The sequence below is a fragment of the Shewanella sp. SP2S2-6 genome (assembly GCF_031931965.1).
Classification (GTDB): domain Bacteria; phylum Pseudomonadota; class Gammaproteobacteria; order Enterobacterales; family Shewanellaceae; genus Shewanella; species Shewanella baltica.
In genome coordinates, this window is record NZ_JAUOEQ010000007.1 from 92,565 (window position 1) to 109,061 (window position 16,497).

The window sequence follows — 16,497 nt, forward strand, 5'->3', positions numbered from 1 at the left end:
ATTAGACCTCTGCGAATGCTGGAGTGGCGGCTGGATTTCGGCACAGTTCGACTATCATATTCAGGCGGCGCTCCGAGTCTTTAACAAAGGGATTATTCGTATCCCAAGCATAGCCCGCCAGAATAGAACAAATCATCTGCTTGATACGCTCGTTCGGTTCTTCATAGAAGATCACATCCTGAAAGCGGCCATCATACCAAGCTTGCACATAGGTGCGGAAGGCATTCACGCCCTGCATCAAAGGCGTTGAGTAATCGGCTTGCCAGTCAACCGCTTCGCCATTGAGTTGTTTCGTTAGGCATTTTGCCGCCATAGACGCCGATTGCATGGCGATAGTCACACCGGAGGAAAACACCGGATCGAGGAACTCGCCCGCATTACCCAATAGCGCGAACTTGTCGGTCGCAAGGCGTGACACATTGGCAGAATAACCTTTGAGCGTGGCGCATTCCTGCACCACTTTCGCATTGGCCAGCAGGGCTTTTAGCCCTGGTTCTTCGTTGACTATGCTCATCAATTGTTGCTCAAGGGAACCTTGTAAACGCTCAAGTAATTGCGGCTCAGCCACCACGCCGAGTGAACAACGGCCATTGCTAAAGGGAATAAGCCAGTACCAAATGTCCTTATGTTCAGGGTGGACGCTGATCAAAATCTTATTACGATCAAAGTTAGCATCGCTGATGTTGTCTTCCACATGGGTAAAGATGGCGCTGCGCGGAGGCAGGCAAGACGGACTTTCTAAGTTGAGCAAGCGGGGTAACACGCGCCCAAACCCGCTGGCATCGAGCACATATTGGGCATTGATTTGATAAAGCTCGCCCTGTTCATTGCGCACTGTTAAGCGTGGGTTCTCGGTTAAATCTATCGCCTCGACTGTTTCGCCGTAGCGGATGTCGACCCCTTGGCTTTGGGCGGTATCGGCTAACAGTTTATCGAAACTGGCGCGCTGCACTTGAAACGTGGTGCCCGGCCCTGGGGTAAATTTATCGGTAAAATCGAAGGTGGTATAAGTGCCATTGCGACGAAAGGCTGCGCCATTTTTATGCTGGAATCCGGCAGCATTGAGCGCATCTAACATGCCCGCTTCTTCAATAAACTGCATGCAGCAGGGCAGTAAACTTTCGCCGATGGAGAAGCGAGGAAAATGCTGTTTCTCTAACACCAGCACGCGCTTGCCTTGCTGGTGCAGCAGGCTAGCGGCGATGGCGCCTGAAGGCCCTGCGCCGATAATGGCCACATCGATATCAAGTGAATTTGGCATAGTTGATAAATCGTGAACGGGTGTAGACATGTAAAGTACGTTCCTTGTAGTCATCAGGACTTTTTAGTCGTTAGAAGCGGATTGTTGGTTAAAGCCTGTGTTGTAGTCAAAATCAACGGCGAAAGTAAAAAGGTAAACCCTATGCCCAGCGACAGGGTTAAGCCAAAGTAGTGAATCGCTTGGGTCTGGCTAAAGGCGAGTAAACCAAAGGCCAATAGGGTCGAGCAGGCGGACATAAACACCGCCATCATCACTGCCTTGCCGTGGTTCTGGGCTGAGGCAAAAAACAAGCTGTAGTCTATGCCAATCCCGAAAACTAAAATGAGCGCCAGTGCATGGAACAGACTCAGTGGCGAGCCCGTTAAGCCTAAAGTTGCGAGCGTGAGCAAGGCCGCAAGGGCTGGTATGGCAACCACAACCGTCGCTTTTTTAATGCCGAAATTCAGGCTAAACAGCAAGAGTGCGATGCCAAGAGCAAGGGCTAACAGCTTTAGGGTTAACAGTCGGTAGTGGCCCATGACGGCGGAGATATCCGCGACTTTATCGATAAGTTGTACGCTTTCATCATGGGCAAAACGCGCCTTAAGGGCATCGATTTGTTGAATGCCACCAAGGAGGATTATTGCACCATGCTCTGTTGGACTGTTAACCTCATTCGGCGCTAGCCACAGCGGCGCGAGTTGCTTGCCAGCCTCTAGGGTAAAGAATGCTGCCGGCGTGATGTATTCCGCTTTCGTGGCCAAATAGGCGGCTTTCAGCTCTGGCTTTAGATTTTCATCCAACCCAAGTGTTGTGAGCACTGTATCTAACTGAGTTTGATAGATTTCGCCCTGTAAGAGGTAAGCCGTGTCTTGTTTTTGTTGGCTGGGCAGATACCGGCTGAGGCTGACATAGTTGCCTAACTCTTGGTTAGCGATAGCGGCATCGAGCAGGGGCGACACTCGTTCAAGCTGTTGTAGTAGCGCTTCTTCGCTCGGTGCACGCACTAATAAGAATTGATTATCTGTGCCGCCACTGAGTAGCTGCCTGAGCTGGTTTTCTGGCTCAGTCACGCTTGCAGGACTTTGCTGCAAATGGCGAATATCGTCATCGACGGTTAACTTTGATACGCCAATCAGACACCAAACAACTATCACTAAAGCAAATAGGCCCATGCCTAACGGCGTGGTAAATCGTTTCGATAACTGAGTGAGACAGGCAAGGTAAGTTCCCGCGAGCGCTAACGGGCGGGAGCCTTCAGGCAAGCGACTTCCTGCTAACAGTGGATAGGCGAGAATGAGGGTGAGATAGGCCCCGAGCAAACCCGCGGCGCAGAAAATCGCGACTTGCTGCATGCCGGGAAACGGTGCTAAACCTATGCCGACATAAGCCAAAGCGCTAGTGATAAAGGCGAGTGTCACCGTTGGGAAGATATACGCCACTGTGGCCTTTGCGCTCCGCTCTGTATCGCTTAAGCGCTCGCAGTAAAAATGAAAACTGTAGTCGATGGCAATGCCAATCAAGCTAGTGCCAAACACTAAGGTGAGTAAATGCAGCTCGCCAAATACGCTTAAGGTAAAAGTCACGGCCAGCAACAGCCCGCTGGAAATGGTGACGATTGCCAACAGTAGCGGCATTACAGAACGAAACGCCAACCAGACTAAGGCTATCACCCCAAGTAAGGATGCTAGGCCGAGGATCGATATTTCACTCTTAGCCGTTTGCGTTGCCGCAAGGGCATGAAACAGGGCGCCAGCTTTGAGCACGGTAATATCTGGGTAGCTTTGTTTAACGGCATCCAATCCTTGGGTTAATGCCGTCATCTGCGCTAATTGCGCATTGGGATTAAAAGCGCTTTCTCGCCCTTTTGCCATGACGACTGCGGCAACATGATCGCCTTGATTCGCGAGCAGTATCCCTTGGCTGGCTCTGACTTTTGAACTCGGCGCGAGGGCGAGTAAATTGGCCGGGAATAACAACAGCGGATCTTGGGCGAGCAAGTTGCTATTGGCGTAACTGAAGGCGTTGTAAAGCTGCGCTGTAGCCGCCTCAATTAGATTTCCAATGTCTTTCGTTGCTAACGCCTCAGCTTGTGGCGCTGTCAGTAATTTAAATCTGTGGGGGAAATAGAATTGCCCAAGCGCTTCGCCAAGCTGCATATCGGCGCTGCGAATCTCTGTGAGTGCAGCATTTTTGCCAGTAGCAACAAGGTCAGCTTCAAGCTTTTGCATCAAGAGCTTAGCCGCAGCGATGGCCGTGGTTTCGTCCTTGGCGACAAGCGCAATATAGACTTGGTCGGCGAGCGTGGCTTCAACTTGGTTAAGGGCGCGCTCTGTGAGTTTGTCCTGCTGTAAATGGGGCAGCATTGCTAGAATATCGCTCTGAACCCGTGCGCCGTTTTGCCAGAGTTGCAGCGTCCACAGACTTACTGACAGCATCAATAGCAACCAAATGGCGAGGCGCCACTTGGGGGAAGATTGCATTAGCGCTTGACTGGTGCGCGCGGCGAAGTTGGAGGCCATGGTTAAGGCTTGCTCGCCTCGATCGCCAACGCATACTGCGCTAATTCGGCTTCGCTGAGAGTGCCTTGGGAAAGCGCACTAAAGTCGATGCGGGTCATATCCTGCGGGCTCACACTCGGCGCTGCGCTCAGCAGTACTAGGGATTGCAAGGTATCGTCACCCTCTAACACCATATTGGCGATGGCTTTTTTCATTAAGGGATCTTTGGGCGTTAGGCCTAATTGCCATTGGCTGCCTGGACTCAAGCTTTCTGGGTTTAACTTCTCAGGGCTTAACTTTGCTGTGTTTAACTTGTCTGAGTTGAGGAAGTGCAGTTCGAAGTTTTCGCTTAAACCGGAAATATCCCCGCCGAGCATAGCGCGCACTAGGCTGGGTAATAAATCGCCCATAGCGGCGGCGCTCGCCGAGGCATCGGCCTTGCTGACTTGGACTCGACCTTGGCTATCGCGCTGGATCAGTTGTTTATCTTTTAAAATCAGCAGGGATTCGAAGGGCTTTATCTGTTGCCAGATCAGTCCTTGCTCTTTGTCGAAGATAAACTGGCCTTGGCTGATTAACGGCTTTTTGAGCACCTTTAACTGCCGGGATTGCACAAACTGACCTCGCACCGTTTCGCCCAAGTTAAGTTTTTGGCTTAAGGCGACAAGCTGCGCGGTATCCGCACTTTGGCTAAAGAGTGCTTGATAATTGCCGGGCGTGGCAAGCTTGTCACTTAAGGCTTCGGCCTTGAGTGGCTGGCTGCTTATCAAAGCAAAAGCTAAGCAGAGAAATAATGCACACTTTGTTAGTACAGGATTATTCGCCAGCACAGGATTCTTCGTCAGCGCAGAGCTCTTGGCGAGTATTGAGTTCATTAGTCTTCAACCTTAGCGAGCAGGGTGGCGATTTTGTCACGGAATACGTCTGGGGTGACAAAGCACAATTCTTGAGTGCTCATATCGACCGCCGCCTGAATGGTATAACCCTTAGTGATGCGCGCACCGGTTTCGACATCGCGAATTTGATAATTGATCTTTAAACGGTTTTCCCACTCGACTAGCTCGGCGCGCACTGTGATTTTTTGCTCAAAGGTGCTGGCTTTGACGTACTTAATCTGCAAATCGATAATCGGCCAGGCATAGTTAGATGCTTGCATCTGTCGATAGTTATAGCCCAGCTCATCGAGCAGTTTGCAGCGGGCTATTTCGAAATAACGCAGGTAATTGCCATGCCAAGTGATCCCCATGGAATCCACATCGTGGAAGGGAATTTGCATTTCCATATCGATAGTGAGCAGTGATTTCATCGGCACACTTCCCATTCGCCCGCTTGGATTTTAGCTATGGTTTGGCGTAGCACGGCTTCGAGCGGCCTATCTTCAATTAAGGTCTCAAAATCGGCGCGCACTTGAGCGAGGGTTTTCGCTAACGATGGCGTGAGCGAGGCTTCGTCCAGTTCATTTTGGGCGATACGCAAACCAATACCTTGGGTCATGGCGAGCAAGGCTGCGGCGGCCACTTGTTCGGTCAATTGCAGTACGCGCATACAGTCACGGGCGGCGATAGTGCCCATGCTGACTTTGTCTTGGTTGTGGCATTCGGTCGAGCGTGAGAACACGCTGGCGGGCATAGTGTGCTTGAGTGCTTCTGCCGTCCACGCCGATACGCCAATTTGCACCGCCTTAAAGCCGTGATTAATGGCGCGGCGCGCTCCGGTTGAGCCGGATAAGTTGGCGGGTAAGCCGTTGTTAAACTTAGGGTCCATCACTAGTGCCATTTGGCGGTCGATAAGATCGGCTAAGTTGGCCACAGTATTTTTCAGTGAATCCATCGCAAAGGCGATATGACCGCCGTAGAAATGACCACCGTGGAGAATATGCTCGCCTTCGCCGTCGACAATCGGGTTGTCGTTGGCGCTGTTGACTTCGGTTTCGATAAACTGACGCATAAACGGCAGGGTATCCTGCAACACGCCGATAATGTGCGGTGCGCAGCGGATGGAATATCTGTCTTGCAGACGATCAGAATTACGTGGATGTTCGTGGTGATTCAAATCTTCCCGTATCCAAGTGGCGATTTGGTTTTGCCCGGGATGCGGTTTGGCGGCAAATAAGATTTCATCAAAATGGTTCGAGTTGCCTTTTAGCGTTAACGAGGCCATGGCGGTAATGCGACTACTCAAGCGAGCAAGATATTGCGCGCGATCAAAGGCTAAGCAGGCTAAAGCTGTCATCACAGCCGTGCCGTTCATCAGGGCTAAGCCTTCTTTTGGACGCAGTACGTGCGGAGTGATGTTGAGCTTAGCGTACACAGCTTGAGTCGCTTGGCGCTCACCTTGGTAAATCACTTCGCGCTCACCGACTAACACGGCGGCTAAATACGACAACGGCGTTAAATCCCCGCTGGCGCCGACCGAACCTTCCTCTGGGATCACTGGCACTATGTTGAGATTCAGCAAGGTTTCTATGCGCTTTAATAGCTCATAGGTCACGCCAGATTTGCCAATGGCTAAGGAGTTTAAACGGCAAGCCATCACAGCGCGGGCCTGCATTATGCTTAAGGTCTCGCCTAAACCGCAGCCGTGGAAGCGGGTTAAATGCAGTGGTAATTCGTGGACCAGATCTAAACTCACATTGACTGTGCAAGAGTCGCCATAACCTGTGGTTACGCCATAGACCACGCCTTCTTCGTGCAGCAGGCTATCGATAAAGCGTGCACCTTTTTGGATATATTTTTGATAATCCGCATCGTCACAGAGCTTGACTGGCGCGCCCTTGGCGACGGCAACCACTTGTTCTAAGGTGAGAAATTGACGGCCAAACTCAACAGTCTGTAGGTCTGATTGACTCTCGGAGTCGGCTGCTTGGGTGTGGCTCATGAATGCTGTGTCCTGTCTGTCTTATGATCCTGCTCTGGGATCGGCGATGATGCTGAAGTTGTCGGTAACGGATTAGGCAGTACTAACTGCGATGGAGCGCGTTGGAACTCGCTGTCTTTACGCCAAAAATCAAAAAAGTTAAACCATTGCAAAGGCTCGCGTCTGGCAAAGTATTCTAAACGTTCGCTGTAGCGATTTACCGCCTGCTGTAATCTGTCCATTCTGCCCGCTCTTGGGCCTTTCAGTGTTTCGGCGAAGCGTTCTAAATGCACCCGATAACGCCCTTGTTCCCGCAGGCAAAACATTAAAAACACAGGGCAATCGAGTAAGCCCGCCAAAATAAATGGCCCCTGTGGAAACGCGGCATCTTGGCCCATAAAGGGCGCATACATGACGCGACCTTGGGTATTGGATGAGGTTCTATCCCCCGCAATTACCACCAGTTCACCGTCTTCTATCTTTTGCTGCAACAGCATAGACGTTGCAGGATTCAGCTCAGTCACTTGAATGAGATTGAGCGTGCTATCTGGGTTTAACTGTTTGAGTACTTTATTAAAATTTTCCGCATGGCTAGTTAGCACCATGACGTTGACTTTGACTTTGCGCTGGTGGATGGAAATGGCGCGGCAGAGTTCTAAATTACCAAGGTGCGACACTAATAACACCGCGCCTTTGCCGCTTTCGAGCTGGTCGGCCAGCACTTGGCGGTCGGGGAAATCCACTTGGCTTAATTGAATACGATCGCACCAGGCATCGATTCTATCGAGCGCCGCATTGCCAAAGGCTAAAAAGTGATTCAGGCTATCACGCCAGCCTACGGGTCGATTGAGTTTAGGATGTTGCGGCTCAAGCGTTTGCACGCGGCGCAGAAAATCTAACGAGGCTTCGCGGGTGACTTTGCCTGTGAGGAAAAAATAGCAAATCACCGGATACATAATGGCGCGGCATAACCAATGGCCGCCAAAGCGATAGCTCTCGGCTAACAGTTTGATGCCCCAGTAACTGCCACGCTCCTTCATGCCAGACCAATGGGTAGCTGAAGTTGATGATGATACTGATGAGCAATGGGGAGTTTGTGCGGTTTGTTGCTGTGATTTACGCTTCAATAGCCAAGGCAGGCGTTTGAGCATGCCGAAAAACAACTTAGTGTGCAGCTTAGTGATGCGCACATTATCGGCCACACCCTGAAAGTGACTGACGCCGCCTTCGGGATAAATCACCTTAGTCGGCTGGAATAGAATCTCCACCCCTTGCCAGTAGAGTTTAACGAGGATTTCGATATCAAAATCCATTCGTTCCGTTAAGGCTTGCTGGCACAGTAATCGCTCGGTGGCGGCCAGCGGATAAACGCGAAAGCCACACATAGAATCTTGAATATCAAAGCTTAAGGTTTCGACCCATACCCAAAAATGGGTTAGATAACGGCCATAAAGCCTGCCCTTAGGTACAGATTCATCGTACTCAGGCTTACCCGAAATCAGCGCATCGGGTTTAGCTTGTGCCCTTGCTAACATAGCCGGAATATCAGCGAGATTATGTTGACCATCGGCATCGACCTGCAGCGCATGACTAAAGCCATCGCGGTAGGCACGGCGCAGCCCTGTCATCACAGCGGCGCCTTTACCACGGTTGTAGGGATGCAGCAGTAAAGTCACCCAAGGATAGGTTTGGGCTAAGGATTGCAGTAGATAACGGGTTTCGTCATTGCTGCCATCATCAATTAAATAACAGGGCAGATTAAACTGGGCAAGATCGGCCAAGGTCTGGGCAATCGCGGCGCTGTGATTGTAATTGGGGATCACTAGGGCGAGCTTAATGGACGCCGACTCAACGAGGTCGCTGGGTGGTGTTAGCACTGGCTCGCCTCATCGCTGCTGTTAACTGGCGTGCTATCAAAGGCGATACGGCCTGAAGCGTAACGGTTTTCACCATCAATATAGGCGAAGGTGAGTTTTGCCTTAGCGGCATTATTGCTAATGCTTAAGGTGACTTCTTGGCCCGGCAGTATGAGTTGCTGAAACTTAAGCACTTCTAAGTTAGCGACTGCCTCTGAATAACCGAAATGTTGGCAGCCTAAACGCACCGCCCAATCTAATTGCGTCACGCCCGGCAACACGGCTTGTTCGGGGAAATGGCCGTTAAAATACTCAAGGTCGGCCGCCACTAACAGACGTAATTCAATGTTATCAATGCCGATATCGGAATGCAGGATCGGCGGTAAACTCGATTTAATCATGATCAAATAACTCGACTAACTGGGCAGTGACACGCTTACCCTGAGTGTTAAGCGGTAAAATATCGGGATAACGCCAGCGGCGTGGCAGGGTGACGCGCTCAAATTGGGTCAGTAAATGTGCTTTTAGGGCATTGTTAATACTGAGTTTGCCCTGTTCTTGCAGCACGTTTTTACCGAGTTCTGACAGGGTTACAACCGCGCCAAGTTGGGATTTAAACTGTGGTAGCACTACCAGAGCGGCTTGCTCAACGTAGGCGTGGCTGCACATGAGGGTTTCCATTTGCGCGAGCGACAGACGCTTCTCTTCAATCTTAACGATGCGATCGAGTCGGCCTTTGAGTCTAAACTGGCCATTCTCGGTCGGTTCAATTTTATCTTCGCAGCGCAGCCATTCATCGTCGGCCAAATAGGGCGATTTTAGCAGCAGGGCGCCGTCGGTCGGATCTTGATCTATTGAGATGCGGTCAAACACTTGCCAAGGTTCATCGGCCTCATGCTGACGGCGATAGGCGATGCCGCCAGTTTCTGTGCTACCAAAAATTTCGATGGGCAGGTGACCATAGCACTGGTTGACGCCTTTGGCCGCGGCAAAACTTAATGGCCCGCCAGAGCTAAATACTAAGCTCGGTGAGCGCAGTTGCCGCTCGTGCTCTAGCGCTTTAGGCAGGCGCGATAACTGGGCTGGGCTACTGATCAAGCACAGGTTTGGCAGCAAGGCAGTGTAATAACTTAGGGTTTCTGGGTATTCAATCTGCTCGCTTAAAAACGGTCGACTGGCGGCGAGCGGCCACAAAATCTTGAATAACAGACCGTAAATATGCTGGTGGGAAACCGTTGAAACCACGCTGCAATGGGGCAAATGCTCGGCAAAAGTATGTTCGAGCACAGACACTTCGACATCTAACTGTTCGAGTGTTTTACGGATCGCCTTAGGTTCGCCGCTGCTTCCTGAGGTAAAGAGCACTAACTCACCGATAGCCTCGCTTGCAGGCCAAGGTTTGTTGGGCAGACTCAGTTCTTTTTTCAGCAACACAAAAGCTTGGCATTCGCACAAAGGCTTGTCTGACAATATGCCATCAAACTGGTGCGTTAACTCGCTCAAGGTGCCGGTTTGGGTGTTGGGAGGCAGGATAATTTCTTTGCCCGCTAACAGCGCGGCACATAATCCGACGGCAAACAGATCGCTGGTATCACTCGCGAGCAGCCATTTTTTCTCGGGCGCGGCGAGCAGTTGCTCGTAAAAATACGCCACCTGATTGGTAAATAATGCACCTGTGACTATGTCGTGGTGATTAAAGCTGATCAGTTGTTGGGCAAAGGGCCCTTGGGTTAACCAGTTTTTGAGTAGCTGTGTCATGTTTTCTTCAACCAAAAGCTGCGATATAACCATTCCCCACCGAGGAGCAGTCCCATGAGTACGTATGCAATCAAACCGTTATACAAGGTCCAGGTTGCTAAGCTAGTAAAGCCAGCGGTATAAGCCGCCATCGAGCCATTTAAGATAAATAAGCCGCACCAAAGTAGGGTGACTTTTTTAAGATACGGAATGGCTTCATCCGGTAAATCGGGTTCTTTCAAGCGGGCTAAACGCTCTATCATGCATGGGCCAGTGTGCAGTGAATAACTGAACAGCGCCAGCATAGTCAGATTTATCACCACAGGGTAATACAAAAGCCAGTCGCTGCGCTTGGCAAGATAACTGCCTGCGGTGAGCGCTATCCCCACCAACAGCGGCAGTATTAACGTCTTAACCCTTTGCTTTTGTAGCATTAACCGAACTATCAGCAATAAACACAGCACGAGCGCTATGGTGCCAGCAGGCAAATAATTCAGCCCTAAATATACGGCAACCGGATAGGCTAGCAAGGTTAGGGCGGTTAACACCTGTAGCAAGGCGCGCATTAGTCTTTAACTAAACCTTCGATGGCATTCACCACATCGTTAACTGTGCGAACGGATTTAAATTCATCGGGTTGGATCTTTTTACCTGTCATTTGTTGCAGCTTTATCACTAAGTCGACGGCATCAATACTGTCGAGATCGAGCTCTTCATACAGGTTGGCTTCAGGCGTAATTGCCTCAGCCTCAATTTCGAATTCGTCCACTAAAATAGTGGTCAGCATAGCGAGGATTTGTTCACGATTTTGCATATTCCTCTCCTATGGACGCTGTGATTCGATAAAGCTAGCTAAGCTGGCAACACTGTGAAAATGGGCCTTAGTGGCATCCGAATTAGCCTCGATTTTGACATCAAATTTTTTCTTGATGGCTAAGCCGAGTTCGAGGGCGTCGATTGAATCTAAGCCTAGACCTTCGCCAAAGAGTGGCGCATCGGTTTCAATATCATCAATACTGACGTCTTCAAGATCGAGACAGTCGATGATTAACTGCTTTATTTCATTGTTTAAGTTCATAATTATTTTCGAGTTGTTGTTTATAGTAGTGTTCAAGATCCCGCGTCAGCTGCCGGGCCATTTTTGCATGCTCACCTAAAGCCGCTTGGTACTTCTGGTAAGAAACTGTTGCGCCGATTTCAACGGCCATCCCCATGGTTTGCCTTGGGATCTCATACCAAGGTTGCTCCTTTGTCAAACCACGGACATTGGTTCGCAGCACCACAGGTAAAATATCTGCTTCGGCCCTTAAGGCAATGTTGGCGGCGCCGCGGGCAAAGTCGTTAATGGTCGCGCCGACAACCGTGCGTGTGCCCTCGGGGAAGATAATTAAATTGGTGCCCCTCGCGAGCACTTCGCGGCAATCCTCTAGCATAAGTTCGGCGCCGCGATTGGGAATATAACCCGCGCAGGACACGACACCACGCAAAAATGGATTACGCCATAAACCTTGTTTGACTATGCAGCCCGCATTGGGCATGAGGCTTATCAACACGACCACATCCACTAAACTGGGATGATTGGCGATCACGATAACGCCTCTGGCGTCATGCAGTTGTTGTGCTCTGTGGGTACTAACGTGGATCACGCCCGCCCAAGTGAGCATGGCGACAAAACCTTTGAACATCAGATGCACGGCCTTTTGGACTCGAATAATCCGCGCCTCGGGTGTACCAGGCCAAAAACGTAGCAAAGGTAAAATGGTCAAGGAGCTTAATAAGCCGCCTAAGCCAAAGGCGATATAACAACTCACGCCGCCTAACCAACGTGGCACATAATTCAGCCCAGCGCGGCGAGTCTCCGGCAAGGTATAAGCGGCATTGTGCATTGAATCTTCATAACCCTTGGCGGCGTCATGGCTGTGGGCAGTATTAAACATGCTCAAGTTTCCAATGCCATTGGGATAAGCAGCCTGAAATATTTTGCGTTGTCGCTAGGGCGTGGATAAAAGCGCCATAGGTCAAAGGGTTTAATGCTGTCGACTCACAGATGCGGCTGACAGTGAGCTTGACTGAAGCGGGCGCATCGAAGGGCGCGAGCTGTAAGCCGAGGGCCAAAGGTAATTCAAATTCTTGGGTAAACTCATCGTACACAGGTGGCACAGGATCATCACCGAAGACTAACAGCAAGGGCTCTGGCGACTGGTGTAACTGGGCGAAGGCTTCAACCATAGCTTGTGATAGGGTTTCGGTACCTGCGGCAACTGAGGTCGACGGCGCGGTATTGGCCGCCACTATGCCAAAAATGCCGCTGGCGGTGTTGTGCACCGACTGACTAAATCCTAATGGCGATAAGGGCTGTTTGGCGATAATGTCTTCGAGCAGTCCTATGGTGCGCTGCAACTCTCCGTGGCGCGAGGCAAAAATAGAGCGGCAGTTTTCCGGCATATCGCACTGAAAACTCACCTCTAGCATCATCTTAGTTAAGCGACTAAAACGGCGGCGTTGCATGGCGGGAACGTGTTTGAGTGCGGGAGCTATGGTATCAGACTGTGGTGTGTCGAGATTTAATTCAGCCGAGTTTTTGCACCAAGTTTGCCAACTTTGCGGATGCTGATATTGGGGGGCCCAAGCGCCCCAAGAGAGAATGCTGAATGTTAGTTGCACTACTTTGCCTCGACACTAAATTTAAGCTGTCTTAGTTATCCCTAACTAAGTTAGAACATTGATGGATTGTCATACCATAGTGAGGTGTAAACGCGTTTGATGAATGACGCTGGAATGACCTCTACAGCGGGGCCATTCTACACCATGCCCCGCGTTTTTATGAAGCCATTTGCATTGTATGGGTTAATGCAATGGGATCAAGTGCTGCGATTTTCGGCAGTTAGATCGAATTTGTGTAACAAATATCGCAATAGCATTCTCATTCGACAGGCTTTTTTATCCTAGCGATTTACGGTCAAAATGAAAAAGGCGCACCGAGCGCCTTTTGTCTTCACCACGGCATGGTTTTACTGTGCCAGCTGGTTCTCGAGTTTACGTAGAGCCACTTTTAGCTTGCGGGTATTTTCTGGACCCATACGGATCAGCAGTTTTTGCGCGCTAGGTAGTGCCTCTAAGTTAGGGTCAACAAATTGATAGTTAACGCTAATAGAGCTCAGCTCAATCGGATCTTCAATGATAGGCGCCGCGAGCAGTATTTTAATCGCTTGCAGCATTCTGTCGTTGAATTTAGCGTTGCTGTAGCCGAGTTCGGTAAAGGCTTCCTCTAGCATAGGCGTCATTTGCTTATAGGTGACCATTAACGTTTGTTCGTCCATTTTGGCAATCGAGTCAACATAGGCATCGTATCTGTGGAAACCCTCAGGATTTAAATACACTTTGTTGGTGATTTCAGAAACCGAGAAATGCTTCTCTGGGCCTTTGAGTGGACTCACTTTACGGGTCAATTCGCCCTGAGCTAAGTTATCGACAAACACCACAAATTGGCGCGCGAGATCTTGCTGCACTAATGCAGAACCCAGCACATTGTTATCGATAATGGCGAGGGCTTTTTGTTGTACGAATGCATCACTTTCAGCCAGTGCAGGTACAGGTTCAGCAACCACTTCCGTCTCAGTTACCGCAGGGGCTTCTGTGCTGTTGGTGTTCGTTTCTGTAACAGCAGGCGTCGTTTCAGTGGTTTCTGGCTCTGGCGCACTTTCGAGCGTCATAGGCTCAGATGGCGGTGTTTCAGGTAATACAATTGGCGCGTTAGGGATGAGTTTAGGTGAATCTGAGTCACCGCTGTAGTAATAATATCCTCCGGCAGAAAGTAGCACGACGAGCACTATCGCAAAAAGCGCAAAGCGATTACTGCTAGAAGAAGTCTCTTGAGGTGTTATTCTATCATCTTGATTAACTTGCATTTTACATCCTTCGCTTGAGTGTCAAGGTAACTTGGTGAATACATGCAGCTAACATTAAAGTGCAAGAGCGGACTATTGGAATACCGCTGGTTCATTTTGCAAGTTTCCATGCGCTTGTCTATAGCGCTTAGCTGAACATAAACAATTTATTTTGAGTATCGAGGCAGATGTCACTCCTCGGCCTTTCCCCTTTACTGCCTAAGCCTGCACATAGTGCTGCTTGTGCCCGAGCCAACGTAAGATTATCGCATCGACTTTTTCGGGGGCCTGCGCCATCACATGATTTGCCAGTTTTTGAATGTGCGGGATCAAAGCTTGATCGCGCACCAGATCGGCAATTTTCAGCTCGGCCAGTCCCGTTTGCTTAGTGCCAAGCACTTCACCTGGGCCACGAATTTCTAAATCTTTCTGCGCTATGATGAAACCGTCATTACTCTGCCTGAGTACACTCAGTCTTTGGGTGGCGGTATGGCTCAATGGCGCCTTGTAGAGTAACACACAATGGCTTGCGATGGCGCCTCGACCGACTCGTCCGCGCAGTTGGTGTAGTTGTGCCAAACCTAAACGTTCAGGGTTTTCAATGATCATCAGGCTGGAATTAGGCACATCGACGCCGACTTCAATCACTGTCGTTGCCACAAGAAGATGAATGATGCCCGCCTTAAAATCGGCCATAATTTGCTGTTTCTCGGCGCTCTTCAACCTGCCATGCACGAGGCCGATATTGAGCTCGGGCAGGGCGAGGCGCAGTTCTTCGGCCGTGTCTTCGGCGGCTTGGCATTCGAGCACTTCGGATTCTTCAATCAGAGTGCACACCCAGTAGGCCTGACGTTTATCTGTGATGACGGCGTTACGTACCCGTTCGAGCACTTCGTTGCGGCGTGAATCGGCAATCGCCACTGTGGTCACAGGTGTCCGTCCCGGCGGCAGTTCATCTATAATGGATGTGTCGAGATCTGCATAGGCCGTCATCGCTAGCGTGCGTGGGATCGGCGTTGCCGTCATGATTAATTGATGCGGGTGGAACCCTTGGCTCACGCCTTTTTCACGTAGACCTAAGCGTTGGTGTACGCCGAATCTGTGCTGCTCATCTATGATAATTAACGCAAGTTTGTTAAAGACCACATGCTGCTGGAAGATAGCATGGGTACCAATCACCATCTGGGCGGCGCCGGATTCTATGTCCGCAAGGGATTGCGCTCTGACCTTGCCTTTGAGTTTACCCGCCAGCCAACCGACCTTAAGCCCGAGTGGCTCAAACCAAGCGGCAAAGTTAGTCGCATGCTGCTCGGCCAATAGCTCGGTTGGCGCCATCATGGCAACTTGATAACCGTTTTCAATCGCTTGCAGGGCTGCCATCGCTGCGACTAAGGTTTTACCTGAACCTACATCCCCTTGCACTAAGCGCATCATAGGGTGCGGTTTTTCTAAATCTTTGCCTATATCGGCCACCACTCTTTGCTGGGCGCCCGTGGGCTTAAAGGGTAAAGCGGCGAGGAAAGGATTGAGCAATTGTCCTGTGGCCTGCATGGTAACCGCTGTGTCTAAATTACTGCGCTGTCTTAGGCGTAACATGCTGAGATTGTGGGCGAGTAATTCTTCCTGTACGAGTCGCTGCTGTGCTGGGTGTTGGCCTAACTCTAAATCGAACTGAGAGATCCCCGCAGGAGGTCGATGCAGCGTCTGCAGCGCTTGTTTAAGGCTAATGTTATTCGGTTGCAACTGCGGTGGCAGCAGCTCTGTTAAGCCGCCATCTTCCAGTAATACCAAAGCTTGCTCGGTCAGCTTGAACCAACTCGCCTGTTTTAATCCCTCAGTTGTGGGATAAATCGGCGTTAGGGTATCGCTCAGATGAACATCTTCACCGGGATACACGACTTTATATTCTGGATGCACTATCTCAGCTTGATGACCACCACGACGCACTTCACCGTAGGCGCGGATCATCAAACCGTTTTGCATGGCATTACGCTGGGCGACGGAAAAGTTAAAGAAGCGCAGGCTCAAGCTACCCGTATCGTCGCGCACATTGCAGACCAGCATACGCTTGCGGCCTTGGATGATTTGCGTCGATTGGATTTCAGCTTCTATGGTGCCGTAACTGCCGGGCATAAGAGCGGCAATCGGATAGATTTGGGTTCTGTCTTCGTAGCGCAGGGGTAAGTGAAACAGCAGATCTTGTACTGTTGTGATGCCGAGCTTTGCGAGTTTCTCCGCGACCTTTTTGGCGACGCCTTTGAGGTCGGTGATCGGAACAAGATCCAATTGCTGCAAGTCGTTAGCACTCAATCACTGTGAATTTATACATATATTAACAGAGAATAAGCGTAAGGCAATCTCAAGCAGAATGAGGGACTTATTTGCCTGCATAATTAACGTCAGTTTGCGGCCCTTAGGTT

15 protein-coding genes are annotated in these 16,497 nt (G+C 50.3%); all 15 read right to left on the minus strand.

The window, feature by feature from the left end:
• Position 1: 1 nt before the first annotated feature.
• The 15 genes from Q4Q57_RS07700 to recG all read right to left on the minus strand — a co-directional run bounded on the left by Q4Q57_RS07700 (position 2) and on the right by recG (position 16,372).
• Positions 2-1,291 (minus strand): NAD(P)/FAD-dependent oxidoreductase, encoded by a 1,290-nt coding sequence (locus tag Q4Q57_RS07700; RefSeq protein ID WP_311890463.1) that lies wholly within the window; start codon positions 1,289-1,291, stop codon positions 2-4.
• A 23-nt stretch (positions 1,292-1,314) separates the two neighbouring features.
• A complete protein-coding gene (locus Q4Q57_RS07705) occupies positions 1,315-3,762 on the minus strand; it encodes an MMPL family transporter (RefSeq protein ID WP_311890464.1) in 2,448 nt (815 codons plus the stop codon).
• Positions 3,763-3,764: 2 nt separating this feature from the next.
• Positions 3,765-4,616 carry an outer membrane lipoprotein carrier protein LolA gene (locus Q4Q57_RS07710; protein WP_311890465.1) on the minus strand — a complete coding sequence of 284 codons (852 nt, stop codon included), beginning with the start codon at positions 4,614-4,616 and terminating at the stop codon, positions 3,765-3,767.
• On the minus strand, positions 4,616-5,047 hold the full coding sequence (locus Q4Q57_RS07715; RefSeq protein ID WP_063884990.1) for an acyl-CoA thioesterase: 432 nt from the start codon (positions 5,045-5,047) through the stop codon (positions 4,616-4,618). Before Q4Q57_RS07715 ends, Q4Q57_RS07710 begins: the two co-directional genes overlap by 1 nt.
• On the minus strand, positions 5,044-6,618 hold the full coding sequence (locus Q4Q57_RS07720) for an aromatic amino acid ammonia-lyase (RefSeq protein WP_311890466.1): 1,575 nt from the start codon (positions 6,616-6,618) through the stop codon (positions 5,044-5,046). The genes Q4Q57_RS07715 and Q4Q57_RS07720 overlap by 4 nt, the downstream gene beginning before the upstream one ends.
• Complete coding sequence (locus Q4Q57_RS07725; protein ID WP_311890467.1) at positions 6,615-8,474, minus strand: glycosyltransferase; 1,860 nt, start codon at positions 8,472-8,474, stop codon at positions 6,615-6,617. The genes Q4Q57_RS07720 and Q4Q57_RS07725 overlap by 4 nt, the downstream gene beginning before the upstream one ends.
• On the minus strand, positions 8,468-8,854 hold the full coding sequence (locus Q4Q57_RS07730) for a thioester dehydrase (RefSeq protein WP_311890468.1): 387 nt from the start codon (positions 8,852-8,854) through the stop codon (positions 8,468-8,470). Before Q4Q57_RS07730 ends, Q4Q57_RS07725 begins: the two co-directional genes overlap by 7 nt.
• Positions 8,847-10,211: an AMP-binding protein gene (locus Q4Q57_RS07735; RefSeq protein WP_107949591.1), complete on the minus strand. Its 1,365-nt coding sequence runs from the start codon at positions 10,209-10,211 to the stop codon at positions 8,847-8,849. Before Q4Q57_RS07735 ends, Q4Q57_RS07730 begins: the two co-directional genes overlap by 8 nt.
• Positions 10,208-10,756 (minus strand): hypothetical protein, encoded by a 549-nt coding sequence (locus Q4Q57_RS07740; protein WP_106648362.1) that lies wholly within the window; start codon positions 10,754-10,756, stop codon positions 10,208-10,210. Before Q4Q57_RS07740 ends, Q4Q57_RS07735 begins: the two co-directional genes overlap by 4 nt.
• The gene (locus tag Q4Q57_RS07745; protein ID WP_011982196.1) at positions 10,756-11,004 is read right to left on the minus strand and encodes an acyl carrier protein; all 249 of its coding nucleotides are present in this window, start codon (positions 11,002-11,004) and stop codon (positions 10,756-10,758) included. Before Q4Q57_RS07745 ends, Q4Q57_RS07740 begins: the two co-directional genes overlap by 1 nt.
• A 9-nt stretch (positions 11,005-11,013) precedes the next feature.
• Positions 11,014-11,268 carry a phosphopantetheine-binding protein gene (locus Q4Q57_RS07750; RefSeq protein ID WP_006079824.1) on the minus strand — a complete coding sequence of 85 codons (255 nt, stop codon included), beginning with the start codon at positions 11,266-11,268 and terminating at the stop codon, positions 11,014-11,016.
• Positions 11,252-12,127: a lysophospholipid acyltransferase family protein gene (locus Q4Q57_RS07755; RefSeq protein WP_311890469.1), complete on the minus strand. Its 876-nt coding sequence runs from the start codon at positions 12,125-12,127 to the stop codon at positions 11,252-11,254. The genes Q4Q57_RS07750 and Q4Q57_RS07755 overlap by 17 nt, the downstream gene beginning before the upstream one ends.
• A complete protein-coding gene (locus Q4Q57_RS07760) occupies positions 12,120-12,854 on the minus strand; it encodes a beta-ketoacyl synthase chain length factor (protein WP_063884996.1) in 735 nt (244 codons plus the stop codon). The genes Q4Q57_RS07755 and Q4Q57_RS07760 overlap by 8 nt, the downstream gene beginning before the upstream one ends.
• Positions 12,855-13,201: 347 nt before the next feature.
• Entirely contained in the window at positions 13,202-14,098 is an 897-nt protein-coding gene (locus Q4Q57_RS07765; protein WP_063884997.1) for a DUF3014 domain-containing protein, read from the minus strand.
• Between the two features lie 198 nt (positions 14,099-14,296).
• Complete coding sequence (gene recG / locus Q4Q57_RS07770; protein WP_311890470.1) at positions 14,297-16,372, minus strand: ATP-dependent DNA helicase RecG; 2,076 nt, start codon at positions 16,370-16,372, stop codon at positions 14,297-14,299.
• Positions 16,373-16,497: the final 125 nt, after the last annotated feature.